The 24790-nt window shown below is 44.3% G+C and carries 28 protein-coding genes; 14 read left to right on the top strand and 14 right to left on the bottom strand.

All coding sequences use genetic code 11. The features are described from left to right. Positions 1 to 6: 6 nt before the first annotated feature. On the bottom strand, positions 7 to 1476 hold the full coding sequence (locus LZG72_RS24845) for a nicotinate phosphoribosyltransferase (RefSeq protein WP_233877844.1): 1470 nt from the start codon (positions 1474 to 1476) through the stop codon (positions 7 to 9). 27 nt (positions 1477 to 1503) lie between these two features. Beyond that, positions 1504 to 2988 (bottom strand): glycine--tRNA ligase, encoded by a 1485-nt coding sequence (locus tag LZG72_RS24850; protein ID WP_233877845.1) that lies wholly within the window; start codon positions 2986 to 2988, stop codon positions 1504 to 1506. Positions 2989 to 3279: 291 nt separating this feature from the next. Here LZG72_RS24850 and LZG72_RS24855 point away from each other — a divergent pair, with 291 nt between their 5' ends. Beyond that, entirely contained in the window at positions 3280 to 5670 is a 2391-nt protein-coding gene (locus tag LZG72_RS24855; RefSeq protein WP_233877846.1) for an ABC transporter permease, read from the top strand. A gap of 54 nt (positions 5671 to 5724) precedes the next feature. Here LZG72_RS24855 and LZG72_RS24860 read toward each other — a convergent pair whose 3' ends face one another. From LZG72_RS24860 to LZG72_RS24880, 5 genes are all read right to left on the bottom strand, one after another. Continuing rightward, positions 5725 to 6174, bottom strand: a complete 450-nt coding sequence (locus LZG72_RS24860) for a hypothetical protein (protein ID WP_233877847.1) — start codon at positions 6172 to 6174, stop codon at positions 5725 to 5727. Positions 6175 to 6451: 277 nt separating this feature from the next. Next, complete coding sequence (locus tag LZG72_RS24865; RefSeq protein ID WP_233877848.1) at positions 6452 to 6865, bottom strand: hypothetical protein; 414 nt, start codon at positions 6863 to 6865, stop codon at positions 6452 to 6454. An 85-nt stretch (positions 6866 to 6950) separates the two neighbouring features. Continuing rightward, on the bottom strand, positions 6951 to 7400 hold the full coding sequence (locus LZG72_RS24870) for a hypothetical protein (RefSeq protein ID WP_233877849.1): 450 nt from the start codon (positions 7398 to 7400) through the stop codon (positions 6951 to 6953). A gap of 77 nt (positions 7401 to 7477) precedes the next feature. Beyond that, complete coding sequence (locus tag LZG72_RS24875) at positions 7478 to 7888, bottom strand: DUF6973 domain-containing protein (RefSeq protein WP_233877850.1); 411 nt, start codon at positions 7886 to 7888, stop codon at positions 7478 to 7480. Positions 7889 to 7908: 20 nt separating this feature from the next. Further along, a complete protein-coding gene (locus tag LZG72_RS24880; RefSeq protein ID WP_233877851.1) occupies positions 7909 to 8133 on the bottom strand; it encodes a hypothetical protein in 225 nt (74 codons plus the stop codon). A gap of 321 nt (positions 8134 to 8454) precedes the next feature. Between LZG72_RS24880 and LZG72_RS24885 the strand changes: the two genes are divergently transcribed. Continuing rightward, positions 8455 to 10860 carry an ABC transporter permease gene (locus LZG72_RS24885; protein ID WP_233877852.1) on the top strand — a complete coding sequence of 802 codons (2406 nt, stop codon included), beginning with the start codon at positions 8455 to 8457 and terminating at the stop codon, positions 10858 to 10860. A 77-nt stretch (positions 10861 to 10937) separates the two neighbouring features. Here LZG72_RS24885 and LZG72_RS24890 read toward each other — a convergent pair whose 3' ends face one another. From LZG72_RS24890 to LZG72_RS24900, 3 genes are read right to left on the bottom strand one after another with little or no spacing between them, the layout of a single operon-like run. Further along, positions 10938 to 11279 (bottom strand): DUF5615 family PIN-like protein, encoded by a 342-nt coding sequence (locus tag LZG72_RS24890; protein ID WP_233877853.1) that lies wholly within the window; start codon positions 11277 to 11279, stop codon positions 10938 to 10940. After that, positions 11276 to 11506: a DUF433 domain-containing protein gene (locus LZG72_RS24895; RefSeq protein ID WP_233877854.1), complete on the bottom strand. Its 231-nt coding sequence runs from the start codon at positions 11504 to 11506 to the stop codon at positions 11276 to 11278. The genes LZG72_RS24890 and LZG72_RS24895 overlap by 4 nt, the downstream gene beginning before the upstream one ends. 59 nt (positions 11507 to 11565) lie before the next feature. After that, on the bottom strand, positions 11566 to 12810 hold the full coding sequence (locus LZG72_RS24900; RefSeq protein WP_233877855.1) for an MFS transporter: 1245 nt from the start codon (positions 12808 to 12810) through the stop codon (positions 11566 to 11568). Positions 12811 to 13002: 192 nt separating this feature from the next. On the opposite strand from LZG72_RS24900, the gene LZG72_RS24905 reads away from it, so the two are divergent. The 3 genes from LZG72_RS24905 to LZG72_RS24915 are packed head-to-tail and all read left to right on the top strand — an operon-like array spanning position 13003 to position 14399. After that, entirely contained in the window at positions 13003 to 13470 is a 468-nt protein-coding gene (locus LZG72_RS24905) for a hypothetical protein (RefSeq protein ID WP_233877856.1), read from the top strand. Between the two features lie 12 nt (positions 13471 to 13482). Next, positions 13483 to 14349, top strand: a complete 867-nt coding sequence (locus tag LZG72_RS24910; protein ID WP_233877857.1) for a winged helix family transcriptional regulator — start codon at positions 13483 to 13485, stop codon at positions 14347 to 14349. Further along, the gene (locus LZG72_RS24915; RefSeq protein WP_233877925.1) at positions 14325 to 14399 is read left to right on the top strand and encodes a hypothetical protein; all 75 of its coding nucleotides are present in this window, start codon (positions 14325 to 14327) and stop codon (positions 14397 to 14399) included. Before LZG72_RS24910 ends, LZG72_RS24915 begins: the two co-directional genes overlap by 25 nt. On the opposite strand, the gene LZG72_RS24920 is transcribed toward LZG72_RS24915, so the two are convergent. Further along, positions 14389 to 14559, bottom strand: a complete 171-nt coding sequence (locus LZG72_RS24920; protein WP_233877858.1) for a hypothetical protein — start codon at positions 14557 to 14559, stop codon at positions 14389 to 14391. The two genes, LZG72_RS24915 and LZG72_RS24920, sit on opposite strands and share 11 nt — an antisense overlap. A gap of 107 nt (positions 14560 to 14666) precedes the next feature. Here LZG72_RS24920 and LZG72_RS29520 point away from each other — a divergent pair, with 107 nt between their 5' ends. Then, positions 14667 to 15086: an ABC transporter permease gene (locus LZG72_RS29520; RefSeq protein ID WP_409017747.1), complete on the top strand. Its 420-nt coding sequence runs from the start codon at positions 14667 to 14669 to the stop codon at positions 15084 to 15086. Continuing rightward, positions 14983 to 15267: a hypothetical protein gene (locus LZG72_RS24930; protein WP_233877860.1), complete on the top strand. Its 285-nt coding sequence runs from the start codon at positions 14983 to 14985 to the stop codon at positions 15265 to 15267. The genes LZG72_RS29520 and LZG72_RS24930 overlap by 104 nt, the downstream gene beginning before the upstream one ends. A 66-nt stretch (positions 15268 to 15333) precedes the next feature. Here LZG72_RS24930 and LZG72_RS29205 read toward each other — a convergent pair whose 3' ends face one another. Next, complete coding sequence (locus LZG72_RS29205) at positions 15334 to 15456, bottom strand: hypothetical protein (protein WP_255701108.1); 123 nt, start codon at positions 15454 to 15456, stop codon at positions 15334 to 15336. A gap of 274 nt (positions 15457 to 15730) precedes the next feature. On the opposite strand from LZG72_RS29205, the gene LZG72_RS24935 reads away from it, so the two are divergent. The 6 genes from LZG72_RS24935 (at position 15731) to LZG72_RS24960 (ending at position 21522) form a co-directional block, all read left to right on the top strand. Continuing rightward, entirely contained in the window at positions 15731 to 16393 is a 663-nt protein-coding gene (locus LZG72_RS24935; protein WP_233877861.1) for an ABC transporter ATP-binding protein, read from the top strand. 17 nt (positions 16394 to 16410) lie between these two features. Continuing rightward, the gene (locus LZG72_RS24940; protein ID WP_233877862.1) at positions 16411 to 17721 is read left to right on the top strand and encodes a TolC family protein; all 1311 of its coding nucleotides are present in this window, start codon (positions 16411 to 16413) and stop codon (positions 17719 to 17721) included. Between the two features lie 181 nt (positions 17722 to 17902). After that, complete coding sequence (locus LZG72_RS24945; RefSeq protein ID WP_233877863.1) at positions 17903 to 18580, top strand: hypothetical protein; 678 nt, start codon at positions 17903 to 17905, stop codon at positions 18578 to 18580. Positions 18581 to 18586: 6 nt separating this feature from the next. After that, complete coding sequence (locus LZG72_RS24950) at positions 18587 to 19282, top strand: hypothetical protein (protein ID WP_233877864.1); 696 nt, start codon at positions 18587 to 18589, stop codon at positions 19280 to 19282. A gap of 72 nt (positions 19283 to 19354) precedes the next feature. Further along, positions 19355 to 20050, top strand: coding sequence for a GDSL-type esterase/lipase family protein (locus tag LZG72_RS24955; RefSeq protein WP_233877865.1), 696 nt, complete (start codon positions 19355 to 19357; stop codon positions 20048 to 20050). Between the two features lie 128 nt (positions 20051 to 20178). Beyond that, on the top strand, positions 20179 to 21522 hold the full coding sequence (locus tag LZG72_RS24960; RefSeq protein WP_233877866.1) for an FGGY-family carbohydrate kinase: 1344 nt from the start codon (positions 20179 to 20181) through the stop codon (positions 21520 to 21522). A gap of 3 nt (positions 21523 to 21525) precedes the next feature. On the opposite strand, the gene recG is transcribed toward LZG72_RS24960, so the two are convergent. Further along, on the bottom strand, positions 21526 to 23646 hold the full coding sequence (recG, locus tag LZG72_RS24965) for an ATP-dependent DNA helicase RecG (RefSeq protein ID WP_233877867.1): 2121 nt from the start codon (positions 23644 to 23646) through the stop codon (positions 21526 to 21528). Between the two features lie 190 nt (positions 23647 to 23836). Between recG and LZG72_RS24970 the strand changes: the two genes are divergently transcribed. Beyond that, positions 23837 to 24337 carry a DUF2911 domain-containing protein gene (locus LZG72_RS24970; protein ID WP_233877868.1) on the top strand — a complete coding sequence of 167 codons (501 nt, stop codon included), beginning with the start codon at positions 23837 to 23839 and terminating at the stop codon, positions 24335 to 24337. A 132-nt stretch (positions 24338 to 24469) separates the two neighbouring features. On the opposite strand, the gene LZG72_RS24975 is transcribed toward LZG72_RS24970, so the two are convergent. Further along, positions 24470 to 24766: a transcriptional regulator gene (locus tag LZG72_RS24975; protein ID WP_233877869.1), complete on the bottom strand. Its 297-nt coding sequence runs from the start codon at positions 24764 to 24766 to the stop codon at positions 24470 to 24472. Positions 24767 to 24790: the final 24 nt, after the last annotated feature.

A 24790-nucleotide genomic window follows, 5' to 3' on the forward strand; every position in this document is an offset into this window, starting at 1 on the left:
ATTAAATTATTCTTCATTTCCTGCCCGCAATTTCATGATAAGGTCTGTTTTAAGATCGAAAAGCTCCTTTTCCAGCCCAACCGGGTACGTGTGGGGATTCACAAATCTTTTAATGCCTTTATAAAAATGCGAAAGCTGGTTTTGCACCCTTTCCCGCGCTTCGTGAATGGAAGGCAACGCATAGATCAGCGCTCCTTTTGCGAAGATAGGCACAAGCAGGTCCTCATACTGGGTAGACTCGGGAAACGATCGGTTTTTTGTAAAATCATAAGGATCGACCATCGTTGCTTTTCCAATCAATGGCGATTCAATGTGAAAGATCATATCCGAGACAAAACCTTTGGAATCTTTAAACCTCCGGACTTGCTGAATGCCCGGCGTAGAAACTTTAATGGCCTGCTCTGATAATTTCAACTTATAATCCCATTCGCCGTTTTCGGATTTTATCGCGGCAAGTTTATAAACTCCGCCCAGTGCTGGCTGGTCGAATGCCGTAACCAGTTTTGTTCCAATGCCCCAGATGTCGATCTTGGCGCCCTGGATTTTAAGACTGTCCATGATGTATTCGTCCAGATCATTGCTCGCTACGATACTGGTTTTTTTGAAACCAGTATCGTCAAGCATTTTCCTCGCTTCAATACTCAAATAAGCCAGATCCCCGGAATCAAGGCGAATGCCACTCAAATGGTATCCTTTCGCTTCCAACTGCTCTCCCACCCTGATCGCATGCCGGACACCATTCAAAGAATCGTATGTATCGACCAACAGAGTAACATTATTTGGCATATACCTGGCATAAGTCTCAAACGCATCCAGCTCAGTATCAAACGACATCACCCAACTGTGCGCGTGCGTGCCTTTCACAGGAATTCCATAAAGCTTGCCGGCCAACACATTTGAAGTGGCATCAAAACCTCCGATGTATGCGGCCCGGCTGGCTGTAACGCCACCGTCTGGCCCCTGCGCGCGGCGCAAACCGAACTCCAATAACGTATCTTCCCCGGCGACCAGCCGCATCCGCGCGGCTTTGGTAGCGATGAGCGATTGAAAATTGATGAGGTTCAATAAAGGTGTTTCCAGTAACTGGCATTGAAGAATCGGTCCCTGGATCCTAAGTAACGGTTCATTTGGGAAAACTACGGTTCCTTCCGGAATCGCGTGAATGCTGCATTGCAGCTCCATGTTTTTGAGATATTCGAGAAAACCGGGCTCAAATAGCTTATTGCCATCATTTCCGGTGAGCGAGCCAATGTAATCCAGGTCCTCATCGCTGAAATGGAACTCATTCAGGTAATCAATAACGCTGTTTAATCCACAAGTAATTGTAAATCCACCCTGAAAAGGATTTTTTCGGAAATAGAGATTAAAAACCGATTCTTGCTCCGCTTTCCCCGCTTTCCAGTAACCATATGCCATGGTCAGCTGGTACAAATCGGTTAGTAAACTTAAAGACGTGCCATAAAGCTTGTTGATCATTCCGCATCAGTTGATGAATTGAAGCTTCTAAATCGCTTCGAGGATCCGCTCGATAGCCACCTGATAGCCGATCTTTTCTTTCAAGTCACTGATTGCCACACGCTCCTGCTCCATGGTATCGCGATGTCTGATTGTGACGGTGTCATCTTCCATCGTCTGGTAATCCACGGCAATGCAAAACGGCGTTCCGATCAAATCCTGGCGCGTATACCGTTTTCCAATTGCCGCACCATCGTCATAGGTTGTACGGAACGACGATTTCAACGAATTTGCGATCGCCTGCGCTTTTTCAGCTAGCCCATCTTTTTTAACCAAAGGAAGTACTGCGGCCTTGAATGGCGCCAGGGCCGGATGCAATTTCAGATACGTTCTCTCTTTTTCGTTCTCACCTTCACCAACCGTTTCCCTGGTATATGCATTACAAAAAGCGGCGAGGAACAACCTGTCCGCACCTACCGAAGTTTCTACCACGTAAGGAATGTAATTTCCGTATGGTTTTCCATTTTCATCCAGGTCCGAATCGAAATATTGCTGTTTCTTTTTCGACAATTCCTGATGGTTCCGAAGATCAAAATCGGTACGGGAGTGGATACCTTCCATTTCACGGAAACCAAATGGGAACTGATATTCAATGTCAACCGCTGCATTGGCATAATGCGCCAGCTTTTCGTGATCATGGAATTTTAGCTTTTCAGCCGGCAGACCGATCGCCTTATGGAATTTCATACGCGCCTCTTTCCACGATTCGTACCACGCCATTTCAGTACCCGGACGAATAAAAAACTGCATTTCCATTTGTTCAAATTCCCGCATCCGGAATGTAAACTGGCGCGCCACAATTTCGTTCCTAAATGCCTTTCCTATTTGAGCTATACCGAAAGGAATCTTCATTCTTCCGCTTTTCTGCACATTCAGGAAGTTTACAAAGATCCCCTGAGCAGTTTCCGGACGTAGATAAATTAAATTGGAATCTTCTGCAACAGAACCTACCTGCGTACTGAACATCAGATTGAACTGACGAACTTCCGTCCAGTTGGTAGTCCCGGAAACCGGGCATTTAATATTTTCAGAAATGATCAGCTCACGTACCCCATTCAAATCCTCGGCGCTGAGCAACCTTCCCATTTCAGCCAGCAATGCCTGCGCTTTCTCTGAATTTCCCTCAGCTTCATATTGTTCCGCTTTTCCTTCCAGAAGCTGATCGGCACGGTACCTTTTTTTTGAATCCTTGTTATCGATCATCGGATCGTTGAAACCGTCCACGTGCCCCGATGCTTTCCAGGTCAGCGGGTGCATGAAAATCGCCGCATCGATCCCGACAATATTGTCGTGAAGCTGCGTCATGGCCTTCCACCACGCTGCTTTCAGGTTATTTTTAAGCTCTACGCCGTTTTGACCATAATCGTAAACGGCTTGCAATCCATCATATATTTCAGAAGAGGGGAACACAAAACCGTATTCCTTGGCATGTCCGACAATGTCTTGTAAAGAAGTAGCAGGTGCTTGGTTCATTCTATTTGGTTAAATCAATAAGAAAAAATGAATAATAAATCCATCAAAATCATGAATTTGGCAAAATTAGGGAATTTGATGGCAATGCGTATTTCCTTCACTGGTAAATGATCAGGTATTACGCATTTGAACTTGTTCAGCAGCCCGAACAAAATGTTCGCAACCGAACACTATAAACGCTAATAGATTAATCAATTAATTGAAATTCAGTATAGTTATAGAATGGCACATTAATTTATATTAATGACATATCACGAAAGATCTGTTCCTAACTAATTAAACTTAAATGCCATGTTCTTAAACTACATCAAAATAGCCGTCCGAAACTTCCGGAACCAAAGATTATTCAGCAGCCTCAATGTGATCGGGTTGGGAATCGGCATGGCTGCGGTTTGGTTAATGGTACTTTATGTGGCGGATGAACTCAGTTACGACCGTTTTCACGAAAAATCGGATCGGATCTTCCGGGTTGTTCACGAAGCTAAATGGCCGACAGGCGGTTTCAAATTAGCACCCACATCCGCACCCTACGCTCCGGCATTGGCGAATGATTATCCCGAAATTGAAAAGACGGTGCGGATCCATCCAGAGGGCGGCGGGAAAGTTTCCTTCAAAGAAAAGACGATTGAGGCTGGTGATATGTACTTCTCCGACGCCGCTATTTTTGAGATTTTCTCCTATCCCTTTTTATCTGGAGATCCCAAGTCTGCATTACAAGGTTCTCAGAAAATTGTTTTGACCAAAACCTTGGCGGAAAAGCTTTTTGGAGACGCTTCCAAGGCATTAGGGCAAACGGTTTTATTCTCAAATAACTTTCCAAATACGGTTTCCGGCGTCATTGCCGACATACCGGAGAATTCTCACCTGCATTTCAGCGCATTACGTTCCTTACCCGAAAACTACACAGCCGGCTGGCAGCAATCTGAACTCTACACCTATGTTTTATTAAAGAAAGATGTTGATTATCAAAAGTTTGAGACAAAACTAGCAGGCTTTTTCCCGAAATATCTGAAAAAAGAAATCGGTAATGTGGACTATAAACTCAGGTTACAACCACTCACCTCAATCCATTTATATTCACACCTCGATTACGAAATCAGCGCGAATGGAAATATCAATACCATTTACATTTTTTCAGTGGTCGCCGCGCTGATCCTTCTCATTGCCTGCATTAACTACGTGAACCTCTATACCGCGCGTTCCATGAAACGCATTCGCGAGGTTGGCGTTCGGAAAGCGATTGGCTCCCAGCGTTTTCAGTTGGTCGGACAGTTTCTCACAGAATCTTTTATAATGACGTTTCTCGCTGGATGTGTCGGGGTTTTAATGATAAAAATTGCGTTGCCGTTCTTTAATGAACTTGCCAATAAATCATTGACGATCGATTACAACGGCTGGCCTACGGTTTTTGTAGCGTCTGCATTTATCGTATTCATTGGCCTGGTGAGCGGTTTTTATCCGGCGGTAATGCTATCGGGATATCGTCCGGTTTCTGCACTGAAAGGACAGTTCGGGAGTAAAGCGGGTGGCAATCAATTTCGGCAATCGCTGGTCGTATTCCAGTTTGCCGCGACCGTCGTGATGATCGCCTGCTCGGGAATTGTGTACCGCCAATTGCATTATGTAAACCACAAAAATCTCGGCTTTAACAAAGACCAGGTACTGACTTTCCATATCGACAAAGACGAACCAAGAAATCAGATTCGCGCGATCAAAGAAAAACTGACGCAAAGCCCATTGATCGAAAGCGCCGCCTCGGCGAGTAACCCATTGGGAAACAACAGCATGGGTGCAACTGGATTGTTCATCGAAACGGAAACTGGCGAGATGCCGTCTTCCACGCAGATCATCCAGAAATTTTCAGCCGATGGGGATTATTTACAGACATTGGAAATCAAGTTATTACAGGGAAGAAACTTTCAGGAGGATTCTCCGGCCGACCTGTTTGGAGCTGTTTTGGTCAATGAAGCATTTGTCAGGAAACAAGGATGGGAAAATCCATTGGGCAAGCGGATCCATTATTTTATAGATCAAGTGGGTAACACCAAAGAGGCGAAAGTGATAGGCGTTGTCAAGGATTTCCACACTTATTCACTTCAACACAAGATTGAGCCATTAATGATCCAGCTTCCGGAAGCATCTGATAAAGACAATGTGTATGTGCGGATCCAGCCGGAAAAAACAAAAGAAGCCCTGGCTTACATCAGCGCTGCCTACAAGCAATTTGATCCCGAAGCAAAACTTGACTTTCACTTCCTGGACGAAAATTTTTCAAAACAATATCAATCGGAACAGCGGCAGGGACGGGTACTACTTTCATTTTCCGTACTCGCCGTATTGATCGCCTGCCTGGGATTATTCGGCCTGGCAGCATTTGCCGCCGAAGCACGCACCAAGGAGATCGCTGTCAGAAAAGTACTCGGAGCGAGCGTTCGAAATGTGGTAATGCTGCTATCCGGGGATTTTGTTAAACTGGTACTCATCGCCATTTCCATCGGCACTCCGGTGGCAGCCTATGCCATGCATAAATGGCTGCAAAACTTCGAATATCGGGAGAACCTATCCTGGTGGATTTTTGCCGTGGCCGGTCTGATCGCCATTGTCATCGCCGTAACAACCGTCAGCTTCCAGGCGCTGAAAGCGGCGATAACGAATCCAGTGAAGTCGCTACGGACGGAATAGTCGGCAGTCGGCTTTCGGCTTTCGAAATTTGATTGCCGATGGCCGACTGCCGACTTATATCGGACTGCCGTTCGTATTTACATTGTAAATCGGGTTCTTTTTAACGAGCATACTGTCAACTTTATAACTCATTGGTCCGGTACCATACAAATCATTAAAAGTGATATTTTCATCAACCAGCTTTTTGAGTATTAATTCATCGACATCCTCGTATTGCCTTGCCCAACCACTTCCTGGGTCACCGCAAACAGTAAGCAGTCCAAGAATAGGTGCGAAATGCAGAATAAACCGACCATGTTTCTTAGAGATAACTTCATAACCCTGTCCATCTTTAAACCTACTAGTGACATAGTGCTCGTACAATCTGCTAACTGCTTGTGATCGTTGGGTTTCCATATCATCCTCTTTTAGATAAAGCGTTCTGATTAAAGGGTCAACTTTGTCAAAACAGCCTGTCAAACAGGCACATATAAATATTAAGACAAAGACAATTCTTATTTTCATATTGATGCTGATTTGAATTTTTAAGGCTGGAAAAATCGTTCTTCCAGCCTTATTTATTGATCCTCATTCATTCACTATTCTACATGCACCAAATGCTGATGTACCCCATACATATTATTGTAAAGATTATTCCATGTGTTGCCATTGTCCCCTCCATGCCAATTCTAAGATAACCGTCACTGGCTGCAAAGAACTTGAATTTGCTTTTGAAGACATTGTAGTGACTATGTCATTAGCAGTCGGCGGTCGAAGTTTCAATGCGGATAGCCGACTGCCACTACTGCCGTTTGTTATAAACGAAAATTGCAGAATCCTTCAACTCGATCCAGAAGAATTCCTGCGTTTTAACTCCGTTAATGGAGCCAAACTCTTTGCTTATCATCTCACTGTTTACATTAACTGCCTTTATTTCAAATAGGCCTTGCTTTGCATTTTTAATTTTCCCTAAATCTACGGTTACCGCATAACTTGTATCGCTTGGCCTGTTTACCGGAGAATTTAATTCCATTAAAGCTTCTGTAGAGTCCAAATAGCTTGTACTCGGGGATAATTCCTTTGCATAAACTGTAATTTTTGAGTAATGCGTTTGTCCAATATTCTTTAGAGAGAACATGACATTTTCTTCTCCATCATCGAATGTGATGCAAGAAGTGCAGATAAAAAGACTCAATACAATCAGGTTGCTTTTCATGAGCATGGTGGTTTTTAAAGTAATGACCTACCGGCGGTCGGCAACAAGCTATCGGCTTTCGGTTTTATCGATAGCCGATAGCCTTTCAAATCGATGGGCTGCCGTTTGTGTTTACCCGGTAAATGGGGCTTTTTCTGGTGAGCAAACTATCGATCAGGCTACTTCGGGGCCCAAAACCTGCCAAATCCTCAATGGAAATCTGTTCGTCCACGAGTCTTTTCAGCAACGTTTCGTCAACATTCTGATATTGTCTTGACCACCCGCTACCTGGATCACCACAGACAGTTAAAAAATTCAAGACAGGTGAAAAATTCAAAATGAACCGACCATTCTTCTTGCAAACAACCTCATAGGCTTCCCGATTTTTTGTACTCTTCTGATAATGTTTATAAAGTTCATTAAGTGCGTCTTTTCGGGCTGTTTCTCGATCTTCATTCTTGATAAAAAGAGTATCAACGCCAATATCAATATCCTGATCACACGCTGATAAAAAGGAAATTAGTGCTATTATCAGGAAAACAACTTTTGGTTTCATATTTATAATTTTTTGATTTAAAAATTCCCAGCTGGCTGAGTTCAAGCGCCAGCGGAGTGACCAGGCCTTATAGTATTTTACGGTAACAAATGAACTAAATGCTGATGTTGTCCATACATATTATTAAAGAGGTTATTCCATACTGTGGCATTATCGCCTCCATGAAGATTAAGTATAGCTGCTCTTAATAAAAGCGGACTCGAATTTGCCTTTGAAACCATTGTAGTGACTATGTCATTCGAATCAGGCATTTTTCTAAAAGGTCCAATACCCCATTTCGTTTCATTTTCCATCCAAACCCTGGCAGACATATTATTGTGGAGATCCATTGCAGCTTGATCTGAGTGAATTTGATTACCACTATTATCCTGTTCATGTTTTGAAGTTCCGTCCTGGGTAAAATCGATCGCTTGATTTTCGCTTGCCGGCGAGCCTTTTAAAATGTAACGGATAGATAATGCATTCCAGGTCACGTGGCTTGAATGCATTCGCTTTGGTATCCTCACTGTTAACTCCGTAAATCGTAATATTCGTCGAAATCTTCCAGGGATTGATCAAATAACTCTTTTGGAAAACTTGACTGAATCGAGACCATCTCTCCCCGAAAGTCCAGCAGCTCCGTTTTAGCAGCTGAATTGCCGCTGATTTCCTTTTGAATTTCTCTCTCTTCACAAGAAAAAAGCGTAAATCCAAATACCGATAATGCGAGAATGCATCTTAAACCATTTTGCATAAATTTGTTTTGGTTAGATAATGAACAATTATTTAAACTGCTTACGATCTCACCCTTCCGACGCCAATCCGGGGGTGGGATTTTTTTTGCAATGTATATGCTATTGTTACACTAACTATTGCGAAAAAGAGTCGAATTATTTATCGGATAGTAGGAAATAATCAAACGGTAAATAATTTGTAATAAGGGTAAAACGGCGGTCGGCAATCGGCTTTCGACGTTTGATTGCCGACTGCCGATTGCCGATTGCCCATAAGTTAAAAATCGTTAAACGATGCAGACTTAAACCAGGGCATTCTGAAATTTGGCTAGTTTTAAGGCATGCTGAAAAACTACTTTAAAATCGCCTGGCGAAACTTGCTGAAACGTAAATTCTATTCGCTGGTTACCATTTTCGGGCTTTCCGTAGGAATGACTTTCACTTTTCTGATGATGAGCTACGTTTCGGGCGAGCTGAATGTCAACCAGGACCTGCGTCATGCTGATCATCAGGTGATCATGCGCAGCAAATGGAAAAACGCGGATATGGGAGTCGATCTGGCAACACTCGGGCCTCTGGGCGAAACCTTGAAACAGGATTACCCCAATCTTGTAGCCAATTATTATCGATACGATGGCATTACCGTCGCTTTTTCAAAAGGTGACAAACATTTCCGGGAGGATGTGCAGACCGGCGATTCGACCTTGCTCGCCATGTACGGTTTTCCATTACTGCATGGCGATGCCCGTTCTGCATTAAGTGCTCCGAATAGCATTGCCATCACCGAGAATAAAGCCATCAAATATTTTGGGAAAACAGATGTATTGGGTGAAACACTCACGTTACACAACTTCATCGGTGGCAAACAGGAATTCCAGATTACGGCGGTATTAAAGGATTTGCCCAACAATTCCATAACCCATTTACTGCCCAACCAGGCGGAGATATTCATTCCATTCAGCAGTATGGAGGGTCGTAAAGGAGCAGAAAACAACTGGGAATTTCCATATATGATCACATTCCTGGAACTTCAGAAAGGTGTTTCCATAAAGGATTTGGACAAACCGATTTCACAAATCCTTCGAACTCACGCTTCGGAAGCCATGCGGGCCAATCTGCAGGTTTATCTCACACCCTTGAAATTGTATTATCGCGAGGCCAACAATGGTCTGGTCCGTAAAATGATTCTCACGCTTTCCGGCATTACCGCATTTATTCTCTTCATGGCAATCGTGAATTTTGTTAATATCTCAATTGGGAATTCTTCTTCGAGATTAAAGGAAATTGGTGTCAGAAAGGTGCTTGGAAGTCTGAAAAGGCAATTGATCGGACAGTTTCTTGCGGAGTCGGTCTTGCTTGCTTCTCTGGCGATGATTTTCTCAATCGGTTTTTACGAATTATCCAGACCTTTTTTTGCAGACCTTTTAAACAAACCCATTCACTCTGTTTTAGCATTATTTCCCTACTCGCTCGCCATTCCTTTACTGTCCGCGATACTGATCGGCGCATTGGCCGGAATTTATCCTGCTTTTGTATTATCATCCATTCCATCGGTGGATTCGATGAAGGGCAAATTGAAATCGATCCGGGAAAACGTGTTTTTTCGGCGATTGCTGATCAGTTCTCAGTTTAGTATCGCACTTTTTGTTTTTGCAGGTGCCGCCATTGTTTCCGGGCAGGTCAATTATTTTGTTAACAAAGACCTGGGCTATGAAAAAGAATCGCTCATTACCGTAGGGGTTCCTCGCGACTGGACTCCTGCCGGTCTGGCCAAAATGCAGGGAATACGTGACGAATTGAGCCGATTGAAAGAAATAAAAGAAGTGAGCCTCTCGTATGAGATCCCGAATGGCAACTATGGCGGGTATAATGGCGTGTACAAATCAGGTCAGGACTCAGCGAATGCGGTACATACCCTTCTTTTAGGAACCGATGAAAACTACGCGGAAACCTACGGAATCAAAATGCTGGCGGGAGAATACTTCCAGCCGAAAAACGGATCCTTTCAACCAGATCGACTTGTGGTAAATGAGGCCGCAATCAAGGCATTGGGCTTTTCCAGTGCGCAGGAGGCTGTGGGGCAACAGGTGCGAATTCATAGTTTCGCCAAACCGGTTACCATTACCGGCGTATGTAAAAACTTTCATTTTGAGTCGATGCATCAGACAATCAAGCCGCTGGCTTTTGTGCATATCGGCGATACCAATTCCTATCGGTATCTGTCTTTTCGGATCAAACCGTCCGATTTGGGCAAATCCATTACGGAAATCGAAACGAAATGGAGAACGCTTATGCCCGACGCGCCGTTTGAATTCGTTTTTATGGATGACACGCTTCAAAAGCTTTACACCAGTGAAATCCAGTTGAAAAAAGCTTCCCAAATGGCTACCGGTCTAGCTATTGTGATCGTACTGCTGGGGATTCTGGGAATGGTCTCATTGAATGTAGCGCGAAGAATGCGGGAAGTGGGCATTCGCAAAGTATTGGGGGCCTCGGGATTTAGTGTGGTAATGCTTTTTCTGAAGGAGTTTCTTTTGGTACTCATCTTTGCAGCCGTAGTCGCTTTCCCGACCGCCATGATCCTCATGAATAAATGGCTTGAAGCCTATGCTTACCGCATCGAAATCGGCTGGGGCACTTTCGTGAGAATCAGCGTATTGTTCACTTTGATGATTACTGTCCTGGTTTTTATTCAGACTTACAAAACCGCGTTAATGAATCCGGTGAAGTCGTTGCGGGGGGAGTGAAGGGTATTCCAAATGAAGGCATGAATCATTTAGTCGCAAAATCATCAAAAAGACGTAGCAGACTGATCAGCACACTATCACTGCCCGAAAACTTCGTAAAGAAAGTAATTCTGATCCTTCAAAAATTTATTAATGGCTTCAAACTTAACAATAAGTATTTCAGCAAGATTAGCCGTAGAGCAGTTGCCTGTTCTAATCCATATTATTTTTGGAGGAATGGAAAAAGTATTGAGCAATTTCACAAAATCATCGTCAATCGTGATGACTGCGTCAAAATCATTACGGCGTGCAAACATGAAAATCTGATAATCATCCGCATTGATCAGATCAAGGTCCTTTGTGTGATGTAGGGCCTGGAATGTGGAATGAAGAAGCGGTACAATGCGGTGGGAAATATTCTGATCGATCAGTAGCTTCATGCAGCTACGTCGTAAAATGTCCGCTTCTGTTGATTCGCAGAAAATTCAAGTGAAACTAAAATATCTTCCTTAGTCAGCTCCGGAAAATCCAGAAGAATTTCTTCGAAAGACATTCCCGATGCAAGAAAACGCAGAATATCTTCAACAGTTATTCGCATTTCCCGGATACATGGTTTTCCGCTTCTTTTTCCGTCTTCTACGCTGATTATGTTTTTATATATAAACATAAGTTCCGTTTATTTTAAACAAAAATAGTGAAATGTTCTATTGTTTAAAACCACCCTCTCTAACTCAGCCTGACCGAAAACAAATCCTTTGATTTAAAATAAATCCAGGTGACGACGACGAGCGTGAGTACCCCTCCCATCATTACGGACGGAACGGTCCCGAATGCTTTCGCCATGACGCCGGATTCAAATGCACCCAACTCGTTGGAAGAACTCACGAACATGCCATTAACGGCCGCGACACGGCCGCGCATTTCGTCGGGAGGATAAATTTGTAGAATTGTCTGGCGGACGATAACGCTTATACTATCGAAAACGCCGGTAGCAAACAATGCCCCGCAGGAAAGAAGGAAGTTTGTAGAAATGGCGAAAACGATCGTAAATATTCCAAATCCGACACCTGCGATCAACATATTACGCCATGCATTGTGGGTGGGCGGGTAGTATGCCATCGCAAACATCGTAAGTAATGAGCCTATAGACGGCGCCGCGCGCAACAAGCCCAAACCTTCGGGCCCGACTTTTAAAATATCCTCCGCGAATACAGGCAACAATGCTACTACTCCTCCAAAAAGAACGGAAAATAAGTCCAGTGAAATAGCATAAAGCACGATCCTCGTCCTAAATACAAACCGGAAACCTTCTTTTAAACTTTCCAGGATCGATGTGGAGATCTTAGGAAATTCCGGCCGTGTTTTGATCATGGCCAGCAAGATCCAACAAATCACAAAGCTGAAAATGACCACAAGTAGCGTGTTTGCCAATCCGATGAATGCGTACAAAAACCCGGCAAGCGCAGGCCCGGCAATGGAGCCAGCCTGCCAGAACGAGCTGCTCCATGTGGATGAGTTGTGATAAATGGCGCGGGGAACCAGGAACGGCTTTAATGAACTGGAAGCCGGGGAATAAAATCCTTTGGCGAAACCAATCAATGCAAAAACCGAATAGATGACGATCAAATGCTGCGTTTGCGAGAGTGAATTGTAGATAAAAGGCTGAAATGCAGTATATAAAATCACCGATCCCAACAAAATCACCACCAGACTAATGTGCATGATCGTGATCTTGTTTTTCTGGTCGGCAATGTAACCTCCGAAAAGAGACGTGATGATGAACGGGACCACTTCTGCCAATCCTACCAGTCCGAGCGCCAGCGGATCGTGAGTCATTTTATACAATTCATACCCGACAATCACTTCCTGAATGAGGATCGTAGCCGAAAAAAGAAATGTATTGGAAATAAAAAACCTGAAATCCGCGTAGCGAAGCGCGGCATAGGGATCGTGAGAAGATACTGTTTTCAAATCAAAAATGTGGTGTTCTGGAATTGTAACACCTTCGGGGAGGCTTAATGTTCTGCTTTAACTGAAAATTAATGCAATCGGCATTTTTTTACATTTCATTTACAATGTTTTACACACATAAATAGCTGGATACCTGTGGCTGACCTACATTTGACCATGTATTAAATCGCCAACATTTCAATCCTGATGATCATGAAAAGTAAACTATTCCACATGTTTCCCGCCTTGTTAATGGTTTTAAGTTTGCCGGTTTCACTGGCTCTTCCAAGCGATCTCGAAGGCAATTTTCATTCAAATCCTCTGCTCTTAAATGGACATACTGTTGAGTATAAATTACTGTCGGCTGTAAACAGAGGAATGATTACGTTGGTAAAAGGTAATCCTGAGTCTGCCGATGCTACCAGGGTACCTTTTTTGATTTATTTGAAAAGGGCCGGAAAAATCGTAAATCCTGACTCACATGCACACAACTACGCAGTGATGCAGTACGAGATGGCGGAAATTCTGAGGTATGCAAAAGTTGGTGACGACATTGTGATAGATCCCGCCTCGAAAGAAGATGCCGTCGGAAGGAGGATAATCCCGGTAACAAAACCTCAGCTCGGACCTCAGTTCAAATGGTTTTACGGAATGAGCTTGTTTAAAAATGATGGTTGCTAAATTAAAATACCAATGACCGGAACGCTCTCATTTACTCGAAAAATACAGAAACGAATTTTTACAGTTCTGTTTCTGGTCATTGGAATCAAACTTGCATTAACCAACCCTGTCGCGCAGGCCAACAATGACAATTTTCGCTTTGCCGAGAAAGTGAATCTCGCCATGCGGCGGACTGCACATCATTTGCTGCTCCTGAATGGAGATTCCACGTCAACAATCCCACCGGTAAAGCAAATCGATGGAAATACCTATTCAGTCCGGGTTGACCATTTGTTTGATTATGGAAAACTGCCAGAACTTTTGCAGCAATCACTTGAAATGCAGCAAATTGAAAAAGGATATAATGTTTCAGTTTTGAGCTGCGACAATGGTACGATACAGCTAGGGTATCACTTTTCCGACTTAAAACAACCCGGTGGCGTTCCGTGCGCCGATCGGAAAAACGAGGAAGCCTGCTACACCTTGCAGGTCAATTTCATTGCCGAAAATCCGTCGGCCGCCGATAGTAAAAGTAACTGGTGGATTTTGCCTTTCGGCAGCGCGTTGGCGGGGCTGGGCTTTTTTGCCTGGACTAAGTCACGTCGGAAACCGGTAACTTTAATTGCAAGTATTGCTGATGAAAAACCGGTATCGACGATCCATTTCGGCAATTCGCATTTTGATACACAAAATCAAACATTGGTCTCCGGCAGCGTTACACATCAGCTGACATTCCGCGAAGCAAAGCTGCTCAATCTCTTAACCCGCCATTCAAATCAGGTTCTTGAACGTGATTTTATACTCAAATCGGTTTGGAAGATGAAGGAATTACGGTGGGTCGCAGCGTGGATGTTTTTATTTCCAGGCTTCGGAAAATGCTTTCCGCCGATCCCAATCTAAAAATTGCCGCGGTGCACGGCGTCGGGTACAGATTCGAGGTTATTTCCTGACTACTACATGTTCAAAACCTTCCTGAAAATCGCCTCCCGCCACATGTGGCGGACGAAACTCTACGCCTGCATTACTATTTCCGGACTCGCGATCGGAATGGCCTGTGTGTTGCTGGCCACGATTTACATATCCGACGAACAAAGTTTTGATCAGTTTCACGAACGTAATCCAGATTTGTACCGGATCACAACACGTTCAGTTGACAAGGCATCAACTTCATCAACATCAGCATTGCGGCTTCCATTAAGCGAACGAAGGAAATCGGGATCCGGAAAGTCACCGGCTCGAAACGGTCGGAGATCTTTCTTCAGTTTATCGGCAAATCCGCATTCATCAGTATAGCCGCATTTCTGATTGCCTTGATCTTACGGATCTTATTTCTGCCTGCATTCAACGAGCTGACTGGCAAGCACATACGCTGGCAGGAACTTCTCCGGCCGCGGTTACTTGGCTGGTTTACGGCCATTCTCCTTTTAAATACAGTACTATCAGGAGCTTATCCCGCATATCTGCTTTCCGGCTTTAATCCCGTTCAAGTTCTTTACAAAAAACAGCAACTCACCGGGCCATTTAACCGGACGTTTGCTGGTCATCTTTCAGTTTGTCACTGCCATTGTTTTGAGCATTGCATCGCTTGTTTTTTACCAGCAAATGCATTTTATACATTCCAAAAATCTAGGTTATAATCCGACTGAGATAATTAAAATCGACATTAATGGAGCCAGGGACGTGCATCAGATCCTTGAAAATTTCGGGTCAGAAATGAAGAACAACTTGCACATCAAACAACTGTCACTCACCGGAGATTTTGGTATTCGCGAGGCGCCGTCAGACTTGTGCTGGGAGCGACGACTGCCGAAATCGTAACGTTATTTTCTAAGGATTTTATCAAAATATCATTGCAGCATTCCTTGTTGCATGTCCGGCTGGTTATTATCTGATAAACCTCTGGCTGGCGGATTTCGCATACCGCATTTCGTTTCCGTGGTGGACGATGCCATTTTCCGGTGTTGTCACGATCCTGGTTACACTCATGACAGTCGGCTTTCTGGGCATACGCGCAGCATCTTTTAACCCTGTAATTTCCCTTCGACCGGAGTAGAAAAACGTGCATTTCGGCTGTCCGGTTCGCACGTTCGATACCGTACACATTTTGTACGATTTCGGACGATTGACCTTCGCATTTAAAACATAAATATTTGTATATCAAAAACTTATAATATTGGCAAGGCTTTTTAAAATAGGACTGGCATAAGAGGTTCAGGAATAGCTGTTGTTTTTCAAACGGGTTGTCCGTATCTATACCTGAAATCTTAAACTCCAAAATTCTATGATTAAGTTAGAAAAGATATCAAAGTATTACCCTGCAGGATTTGGCAAGACGTATGTTTTGCGACACATTGATTTACATATCAAAGAAGGCGAGTTTGTATCGATTATGGGACCATCAGGTTCAGGAAAATCGACGTTGTTACATATTCTCGGATTGCTGGAAGAACCATCCGAAGGTGAATATCTTTTCCTGGATGAACCGGTTCAAAAACTGTCTGAGAAAAAGCGTACTGAGTTACATCGCCACCACATCGGGTTTGTTTTTCAGGCTTATCATTTGATCGACGAACTGACGGTTTATGAGAACATTGAAACACCACTTTTGTACAAAGGAACTGCTTCATCTGAACGGAAAAGCCGGGTTGCAGAGCTTCTGGACCGTTTTAATATGGTCGCGAAAAAAGATCTTTTCCCGCATCAGCTTTCCGGAGGTCAGCAACAGCTGGTGGGCGTGGCCAGGGCGATCGTGCATAACCCCAAAGTGATTTTCGCAGATGAACCTACCGGAAATTTGCATTCGGAGCAATCCATTGAAATTATGGAACTGTTCCAAAAACTAAATCAGGAAGATAAGGTCACCATTGTTCAGGTAACCCATTCAGAAATAAATGCCGGATACGGTAACCGGGTAGTCCGTTTGAAAGACGGCTGGTTAGCTTAAATAATCATCTATTAGCCATGAAACGTTTTTTATTACTCCTTTGCCTGATGCCATTTCTGGCGCAGGCCCAGAATGTCCTGAATTTGCAGCAATGCGTCGACCTGCTCATTAAAAACAACCTGACCTACCAGGCAGGTAGCCTGCAGGCGGAGGTTGCGCAGGCACAATTGAGACAAACCAGGTCGCAAATCCTTCCTCAAATCTACATTCGGGCAAGTCAAAGTGTGAACATCGGCCGGAGCATTGACCAATATACCAATTCGTATATAGATGAGGTTTACGGTTATAATTCGCTCGGAACCGGGTTGGATATCCCCGTTTTCCAGGGTTTCAAATTACAAAACCAGATCCGGCAAGGCGTTTTGCTGAAAGAATCGGCCATGGAAAACCGTACTGCTGTGCTGAATACGCAAACGGTACTTTTAATGCAAGGTTATGTGAATGTACTGGCCACCAATGCCTTACTTGAAGCAGCCACCCAGCAGGTTGAATCCTCGGCCCAGCAGGTTGACCGGGTTTCAAAGCAGGTGAATGCAGGTACAGTCGGTACCAACCTTCTCTATGAGATCAAAGCGCAGCTGGCCAATGACAAGTTCGCCCAGGTTACGGCACTTAATAACTACCGTACTGCCCGGCTGGCATTGTTTCAGCGAATGAATGTTAATCCCGACGATAACATCCAATTTGAGGCCCTGGCACCAAAAGACAGTACCGCCCGCATTGAAGATGCATTGGATATTTATGAAGATGCACAAAAGAGCTTTCCGGAAATACGCAGTGCCGAGCTGTATCGCCAGAGTTTCGCTTATCAGGTGAAGTCAATTAAAGCACTGAACTATCCTTCCGTATCGCTGGGTGCAGGTATCGGGGCATTTTATGCGACCAGTAATAAAAGCCTGGACTACTTCAATCAGTTGAATGCAACCCGCAATGGCTCGGTGCAGCTAAGTCTCAACATTCCGATCATGGGGCGCTGGGTAACACGCCCGCGCGTCGAGCTGGCGAAAGTGCAGGAACGTCAGGCACAGAATACGCTCGATGTGACAAATCAATTATTACGACAATCCATTGAACTCGCGGTACTCAATCTGAATGCAATGGCGGATAAGCACGCCGCCGCCCAGATCCAGGTCGAATCACTTACTGCAGCCTTTACTGTCGTGGAAAGTAAGTTGAATGCAGGTATCGCCAACATATTCGAATATTCGCTCGCCAAAGCAAATCTGGCAAAAGCGCAAGGCAATGCAATCCAGGCAAAATACGATTACCTGATGCAACAGAGATTATTACAATACTATCGTCAGGGAAACTGGCAGGGGGTATTTTAAAAAAGCTATTAGCCAATAGCCTTTAGCTAGACAAGATTGTTAGGTTAAATTTGGTATCGGTAATACTTAGAGGCAGTCATCCAGTGGCTGCCTCTTTTGTTGGTTGTTAAATAAAGCTAAATAATAATACAGTTACATAAAGATTATTACCTTGCCTGCACATATAACTAACTCAATAGTCATGAAGAAACTTTTTCTAATGAGCCTGCTGGGAGTACTGAGTCTGGCAGGCAAAGTTCATGCGCAAATACCGAAAGGCACTGTTTACGTGGGAGGTACTGTGAAATTTGACGGGGAGACTTCCCGGAGTGAAGACAAATCGGATGCGGATATTTTCAATAAACGCGGATCGCATTTTGTCACTCCCGAACTGCAACTGGGCAAATTCATCGGCGAACACACCATGCTCGGCATTGGCCTGAAACATAGATTTGCCATGAGTCGCACCAATTACGACCCGGGAGGTTATAAAAGTGTCGGCACCTCGAATACAATCTCTTTTTTACCCTTTATTCGCCAATACAAGTCACTCGGCAAAAACTGGTCTGTTTTCCTGCATGGCGAGATCGGGCCGCAATTTCAATGGAATAAATCGAAGGAAACAAATGATGCGGAAACACGAACTATCAAGGAAGATTTTTGGCAATATGGGCTGAGTATTAATCCGGGAGTGGTTTATGTATTTCCAAAAAGTGGCTGGGCGATTGAAGGTTATGCCAGCATTCTGTCGCTAAATGCAAACTATCTTCCTTTTAAGGATAAGGTCGGCAGCTATTTCACTCTCAACACCGGAATTTCTACAGGGTTTCCTAGCTTCTTTACGCTGCGTGTCGCCAAGTATATCTCCGCTAAAAACTGAAAAGCCATGAAAAATATCATTCTGACATTTACACTGCTTGTTTTTTTCGGCACCATTGCTGAAGCGCAATTTCAGGCGGGCGAGAAATTTATCTCCGGAAGCTTTTACAATGGACTAACGAATGTAAAAGAAAAGAAGGAAGAGGCTGCACTGAATAATTACAGTCACAACATTGGTGTTTCATTTGGGAAATTTGTTCAAAATAACCGGGCTGTCGGCTGGGGTATTTCGCATACTCTCAGCACTTACAAAAACCGGGAACTTGATTTTGTCCGGAAGCCATTGAGTGAATTTGGGATTGGTATCGAGCGTTTTGCGGAGTATTACAAGCCGTTAAATGACAAATTTGCCCTGTATGTGAGGCCATCCGGGAATCTGGGCTATACCCTGAAAAACACTTACCAGTTATCAAATGATGAACTCTATTATGAAACCAAAACGAATAGCATCGTTTTAGGCCTGAGTTTGGGCGCCGGTATTTCATGGAGAATTTCACCGAAGTGGATGATTGACGGAGGTTTCGCGTTTACAAACCCAATTAACATATCCTACGGGTTCGAAAGCATTGAATATCACCAGCAGCAAAATCCAGCTGGCGGCAATCTGGAAACCAAAGGGACTGCATTTAAATACATGTTCTCACCCACTCTTTCGTCCGGGAGTATCGGCTTGGGTTTCCGGTATTTTTGTGGAATGAAATAAAAGATAATTGGATCAAATACATTAAAACCGCGGTGGATATGCCTTTTTCAAGCATATCCACTTTTAGTACTAATGAAAAAAATCTTTCTGGCCCTCATTATCATAGGGTTCAGTGCATGCCAGAAGCCCAAGTATTCAACCCTCGACGCTCCCTGGGAGCCCGATTATCAGGTAAACCGGAGTGAATCTTCCATTTTGGCGTTTGAAAAAAAGGACGCGCAGCAAATGCCCGCACCTGGTGGAATCGTATTTACAGGAAGCTCCTCTTTTACAAAATGGCAGTCGGCCGCGCAGGATCTTGCTCCGCTACCCATTATTAACCGTGGCTTCGGAGGCTCCACGTTGCCCGAGGTGATCTATTATGCAGACCGCACCGTTACCAAGTACAAGCCTAAAACGGTTGTCATCTATTGCGAAAACGACATGTTTGGCAAGAAGAAAAAAACACCGGAACAGGTTCGTGATGCCTATGTGACGCTGGTGAAAAAGATACGTACTGAACTTCCCGATGTGAGGTTATACTGTGTTTCGCTGAAACCGTCTCCTTCCCGCTGGGATAGGAAAGATGACACGATCAAAGCCAATAAACTGATCCAGGATTTTATCAAGACAGACAAAAAGCACGGTTATATCGATGTTTGGCCGGTGATGCTAAAAGACGGCCGTCCGGACGGAAGTATATTCCTCGGTGATAGCTTGCATATGAATGAGGAAGGTTATAAAAGATGGACAAAGGTGTTGAAGCCAGTCCTCGAAAAAACCGCCTAGTCCATTCAAATACGACCGGCCAGCACACATTTTACAAAGAACAATTAAGGGTATAGGTTTTAACGTAAAGTCATTATATTAACCGAAAATTATATTTCCGGATTAACAAGTGATCTAGATTTCCAATAATGAAAGTAACCGCGGTTTTCGACATTGGCAGGACCAATAAGAAATACGTACTTTTTAACGAAAAGTATGAGATTGTTGAAGAATTTTCGGAGTCACTTCCGGAGACTGTTGATGAAGATGGCTTCCCGACTGAGGACTGTGAATTGCTTACCAAATGGGTCCAGGATCGCTGGACTGACCTGCTTGCCAGTCCAAAATACGACATAAAAGCAGTAAACGTCGCAGCGTATGGCGCAAGCCTCGTGCATCTCGATGCCGCCAACAAGCCATTAACTCCGCTTTACTCTTACTTAAAACCGTTTCCCGAAGACCTCTCGCGACAGTTTTACAGTACTTACGGCGAGCCTACCCGCATTGCACTTCAAACCGGCTCGCCTTCCATGGGCATGCTGAACTCCGGAATGCAGCTTTATTGGCTCAAATACACCAAGCCTGAGATTTACCAAAAGATTGCAACTACTCTTCATTTGCCGCAGTACATTTTGTACCTGCTGACTGGCAGAAAAGTGAGCGATTACACGTCGCTGGGCTGCCATACCGCATTATGGAGCTTTGAAATGTGGGATTATCATGAATGGGTAAAAACAGAGGGAATTCATAAGAAACTCGCACCGGTACTGGCTTCGTCATCCTTTATCTACCGCCATGGCGACAAAGGTATACAGTCAGGTTTTGGATTGCACGACAGTTCGTCGGCACTAATTCCTTACCGGATGGCTGTTAAAACACCTTTTGTGTTACTATCAACAGGAACCTGGTGTATCAATTTCAATTCGTTCGCATCCAAGCCGATGACGTATTATCAGCTTGAACGTGACTGCATGAATTATCTTACTCCGGAGGGAAGTGGCGTAACGGCGTCACGGTTGTTTTTGGGACGAGAACATGATTTCCAGACTGCGCGCATTGCTGAATATTTCCGCGTCGAGCCGGATTTTTATAAAAAAGTCACATTTAACGAAGATATTCTCAAAATAGAAACACCGCCATTTTTCACGGCATGCATGACTGGTAATGGCCCGTTCCCTGAGCCTAGTCCACAGGAATGGCAGATCAGTGCATTTGCTTCTGCCGAATCCGCGTACCATCATTTGTTGAAAGGTCTCACCGAATTATTGTTCGTGTCCCTCGATCTTGTGGCAGTAAATGATGTCAAGGCGATCTATATTGACGGCGGTTTTGCACGCAATGAGATCTTCACCGCGCTGATTGCCCGGCATTACCCGAACCACAAAGTGTACGCGACCGATTTACCATATGCGACATCCCTCGGGGCCGCATTACATGTTACCCGTCCGCAGACTTTCGACTTTTCCGGAGAAATACGTGAAATTAATCCCTGATAATTAACTGATCCTGCCCCAGTTGGTCTCCTCTTTTCGCAAATTCTGCAAATGAATGCGAATGGGCTCGTTGACTGGCTGGTGCAGATCGGGATCTTCCGTTAAAATCTCCTCTGCCGACGCTCTGGCTGCTTTCAATATTTCACCATCCTGAGCCAGGTTTGCCACCAGGAGATCCACCAAACCACTTTGCTGCGTTCCAGAAATATCTCCCGGCCCCCGCAACTGCAGATCCACTTCCGCGATTTCAAAACCGTCGTTCGTCCGGCACATGGTTTCAATCCGCAATTTCGTATCCTTGCTGATTTTGTAATCCGTAATTAAAATACAATACGATTGTTCGGCGCCGCGGCCTACCCTGCCCCGCAACTGATGCAATTGCGATAATCCAAACCGTTCCGCATTTTCAATAATCATTACAGAAGCATTCGGAACATTTACTCCTACCTCAATCACGGTGGTAGCGACCATGATTTTAGTTTCCCCGCGTACAAACCGCCCCATTTCATAATCCTTGTCCTGCGACTTCATTTTCCCATGCAAAATACTGAGCGGCACGTCGGGAAATGCTCTGGATACACTCTCGTAACCATCCATCAGATCCTTCAAATCCATTTTTTCAGATTCTTCGATCAATGGATAAACCATGTATATCTGTCGTCCTTTTGCAATTTCTTCTTTCAAAAAACCAAAAACGGATAACCGGTGCGCGTCATACCGATGCACTGTTTTAATAGGCTTCCTGCCTGCCGGGAGTTCATTGATCGCGGAAATATCGAGATCTCCGTAAAGCGTCATTGCTAATGTCCGGGGAATGGGCGTGGCTGTCATTACCAGCATATGCGGATTGATCTTCGCATTTTTAGCCCAAAGTTTTGCCCGCTGCGCAACCCCGAACCGATGTTGCTCATCAATAATGCAAAGTCCGAGATTTTTGAATTGGACAATGTCTTCGATCAATGCGTGCGTACCGACGATGATTTGCATGGAACCGTCCAGAAGTTGTTTGTGGATGATTTCCCGGTCTTTCTTTTTCGTAGAGCCGGTGAGTTTCCCGATGTTTACACCGAGCAGATCCGCAAATTTTTTCAATCCCTGGTAATGTTGATCGGCGAGGATTTCGGTGGGTGCCATGAGGCAGGCCTGCGCATCATTATCAAGTGCAAAAAGCATGGTAATGAATGCAACAATGGTTTTACCCGACCCCACATCTCCCTGCAAAAGCCGGTTCATTTGCTTTCCGGTCTTCAAATCTTCTCTGATTTCCTGCAAAACCCGGATCTGCGCACCCGTGAGTGTAAATGGCAGATGATGGTCGTAAAATTCTTTCACCAGGTTTGTATGCAAAAAAACAAGCCCTGGATATTCCGTTTTGTGCAGTAATTTATTCTTAATCAGCCTGAACTGATTATAGAAAAGCTCCTCAAATTTCAGCCGGCGTTGCGCCTGGTGAAACGCCTGCTGACTTTGCGGCAAATGAAAATGAGATAATGCATCGGCTTTAGAGATGAGCCGATACTTCTGAACCAGATTTGCCGGAAGCGTTTCACGAATATACGGCCTCGAAATATCCAGCAGAATCCGGATCATTCTCCCGATCGCTTTGCTGTCTACAAATTTCCTTCGAAGCTTTTCAGTAAGTGGATAAATGGGTTGAAAATAGCCACCGCGTTCATTTTCATGGGTTACCAGGTCGACTTCGGGATGGGTAATGCTCCATCTGCCACCAAAAAAGGCCGGCTTGCCGTAAACAATGTATTCGGCATCGACTTTCAGGGTTTTTTCGAACCAGGTAATGTTTTGAAACCAGACCAATTCAAGCAATCCTGTCCCATCTGAAAAATAAGCCACCAATCGCTTTTTTGAACCTTCCCCGATCGTTGTCCATTCCCTTAGCCTGCCTTTGATCTGAGCGGCCGCAAGTGTCTCATTCAAACCTTTTATCTGATGAAAAACAGTCCGGTCTTCGTGGCGGAACGGATAATGCTGGATCAGATCGCCATATGTGAAAATACTCAGCTCCTGATTAAGCAAGGCCGCTTTTTGCGGCCCGACACCTTTCAGGAATTCGATTTTAGTATCGAAAAAACGGGTTCTTACTGATGGATTTGGTTCAGTGGACATTGGTCAAATATAGTGTGAAATCCGAAATTGCTTTCGTTTTGGAGACCGATATGTTAATCAAAGTTAATGGCTCGGCGAATTAGCCTTTTCGGCGCGACCTTCCTTGATTAACAACTTTTGAATTACGTATTTCGCAAAGTATTAAATTTTTCAACCACCAAATTCAATTTACTAAATTCTCGTTTAAACTATGAAAACATCACTTTTTTCGCTTTTTCTGACGTTTTTAGCACTTACCTGGGCTACCGCACAAAGTCCTCACGTTTCTGCCGAAGGCGCAAATGTAAAGATCACATATGGTCAGCCTTCTAAAAAAGGCCGTGTTCTCTTTGGAAAAGCTGGAAGCGGCAGCCTGGAACCTTTTGGAAAAGTATGGCGGATTGGTGCGGACAGCGCGACAGTAATCACCTTCAAAAAAGATGGAATGTTTGGTGGAAAGGCTGTAAAAGCTGGAACCTATACCTTCTTCGCATTACCTACTGAAAAAGACTGGACAATTATCCTGAACAGCGAACTGAAACAATGGGGAGCGTACAAATACGAACAGATCAAAAGTAAAGATGTCTTGAAAGTGACTGTTCCAAACAAAACCTATCCAGCTTCTCAAGAGAAACTGACATTTACAGTGAAAGACAACTCACTTGATTTCCAGTGGGATAAAGCAGGATTTTCAATTCCTTTGAAGTTTTAATTCTTTGTCAGCCTGAGCGCACCGGGCCGCCGGGCGGTCGAAGGCGCGCTACTTCTCGGTGACGTGCCTTCGACTGCGCTCAGGCTGACAAGTTCCCTCACAATTCGACTCCGCTCAGGCTGACAAGTACCTTCACAAATTCGACTTAATCATGTTTTCCAAAACCTGCAAATGATCCGTGAAAGCTTTGTGCCCCGTTTCAGTTGCTTTGTAGGTAGTGAGTGGTTTGCGACCGGAAAACTGCTTTTGAAATTCGATGTATTTCGTTTCTTCCAATGCTTTTAAATGCGAGGCGAGGTTTCCGTCGGTCAACTGAAGAAGGTCTTTCAATTCGTTAAAACTAAGGCTATCATTCACCACCAGCACGGACATGAGCCCGAGCCGGATTTTGCTTTCAAAAACCTTATTGAACTTTTCTAACCACTCCATTTTACCAACCTCTGTTACCACGTC

The organism is Dyadobacter sp. CY323 (assembly GCF_021390245.1).
In the GTDB taxonomy this organism is placed as follows: Bacteria; Bacteroidota; Bacteroidia; order Cytophagales; family Spirosomataceae; genus Dyadobacter.

What these genes read in the sequence shown, in the direction of transcription:
- LZG72_RS24845 (WP_233877844.1), bottom strand. Translation starts at nt 1,476, where the DNA reads ATGATCAACAAGCTTTATGGCACGTCTTTAAGTTTACTAACCGATTTG.
- LZG72_RS24850 (WP_233877845.1), bottom strand. Translation starts at nt 2,988, where the DNA reads ATGAACCAAGCACCTGCTACTTCTTTACAAGACATTGTCGGACATGCC.
- LZG72_RS24855 (WP_233877846.1), top strand. Translation starts at nt 3,280, where the DNA reads ATGTTCTTAAACTACATCAAAATAGCCGTCCGAAACTTCCGGAACCAA.
- LZG72_RS24860 (WP_233877847.1), bottom strand. Translation starts at nt 6,174, where the DNA reads ATGAAAATAAGAATTGTCTTTGTCTTAATATTTATATGTGCCTGTTTG.
- LZG72_RS24865 (WP_233877848.1), bottom strand. Translation starts at nt 6,865, where the DNA reads ATGAAAAGCAACCTGATTGTATTGAGTCTTTTTATCTGCACTTCTTGC.
- LZG72_RS24870 (WP_233877849.1), bottom strand. Translation starts at nt 7,400, where the DNA reads ATGAAACCAAAAGTTGTTTTCCTGATAATAGCACTAATTTCCTTTTTA.
- LZG72_RS24875 (WP_233877850.1), bottom strand. Translation starts at nt 7,888, where the DNA reads ATGCATTCAAGCCACGTGACCTGGAATGCATTATCTATCCGTTACATT.
- LZG72_RS24880 (WP_233877851.1), bottom strand. Translation starts at nt 8,133, where the DNA reads ATGCAAAATGGTTTAAGATGCATTCTCGCATTATCGGTATTTGGATTT.
- LZG72_RS24885 (WP_233877852.1), top strand. Translation starts at nt 8,455, where the DNA reads ATGCTGAAAAACTACTTTAAAATCGCCTGGCGAAACTTGCTGAAACGT.
- LZG72_RS24890 (WP_233877853.1), bottom strand. Translation starts at nt 11,279, where the DNA reads ATGAAGCTACTGATCGATCAGAATATTTCCCACCGCATTGTACCGCTT.
- LZG72_RS24895 (WP_233877854.1), bottom strand. Translation starts at nt 11,506, where the DNA reads ATGTTTATATATAAAAACATAATCAGCGTAGAAGACGGAAAAAGAAGC.
- LZG72_RS24905 (WP_233877856.1), top strand. Translation starts at nt 13,003, where the DNA reads ATGAAAAGTAAACTATTCCACATGTTTCCCGCCTTGTTAATGGTTTTA.
- LZG72_RS24910 (WP_233877857.1), top strand. Translation starts at nt 13,483, where the DNA reads ATGACCGGAACGCTCTCATTTACTCGAAAAATACAGAAACGAATTTTT.
- LZG72_RS29205 (WP_255701108.1), bottom strand. Translation starts at nt 15,456, where the DNA reads ATGCCCAGAAAGCCGACTGTCATGAGTGTAACCAGGATCGTGACAACA.
- LZG72_RS24935 (WP_233877861.1), top strand. Translation starts at nt 15,731, where the DNA reads ATGATTAAGTTAGAAAAGATATCAAAGTATTACCCTGCAGGATTTGGC.
- LZG72_RS24940 (WP_233877862.1), top strand. Translation starts at nt 16,411, where the DNA reads ATGAAACGTTTTTTATTACTCCTTTGCCTGATGCCATTTCTGGCGCAG.
- LZG72_RS24945 (WP_233877863.1), top strand. Translation starts at nt 17,903, where the DNA reads ATGAAGAAACTTTTTCTAATGAGCCTGCTGGGAGTACTGAGTCTGGCA.
- LZG72_RS24950 (WP_233877864.1), top strand. Translation starts at nt 18,587, where the DNA reads ATGAAAAATATCATTCTGACATTTACACTGCTTGTTTTTTTCGGCACC.
- LZG72_RS24955 (WP_233877865.1), top strand. Translation starts at nt 19,355, where the DNA reads ATGAAAAAAATCTTTCTGGCCCTCATTATCATAGGGTTCAGTGCATGC.
- LZG72_RS24960 (WP_233877866.1), top strand. Translation starts at nt 20,179, where the DNA reads ATGAAAGTAACCGCGGTTTTCGACATTGGCAGGACCAATAAGAAATAC.
- recG (WP_233877867.1), bottom strand. Translation starts at nt 23,646, where the DNA reads ATGTCCACTGAACCAAATCCATCAGTAAGAACCCGTTTTTTCGATACT.
- LZG72_RS24970 (WP_233877868.1), top strand. Translation starts at nt 23,837, where the DNA reads ATGAAAACATCACTTTTTTCGCTTTTTCTGACGTTTTTAGCACTTACC.
- LZG72_RS24975 (WP_233877869.1), bottom strand. Translation starts at nt 24,766, where the DNA reads ATGGAGTGGTTAGAAAAGTTCAATAAGGTTTTTGAAAGCAAAATCCGG.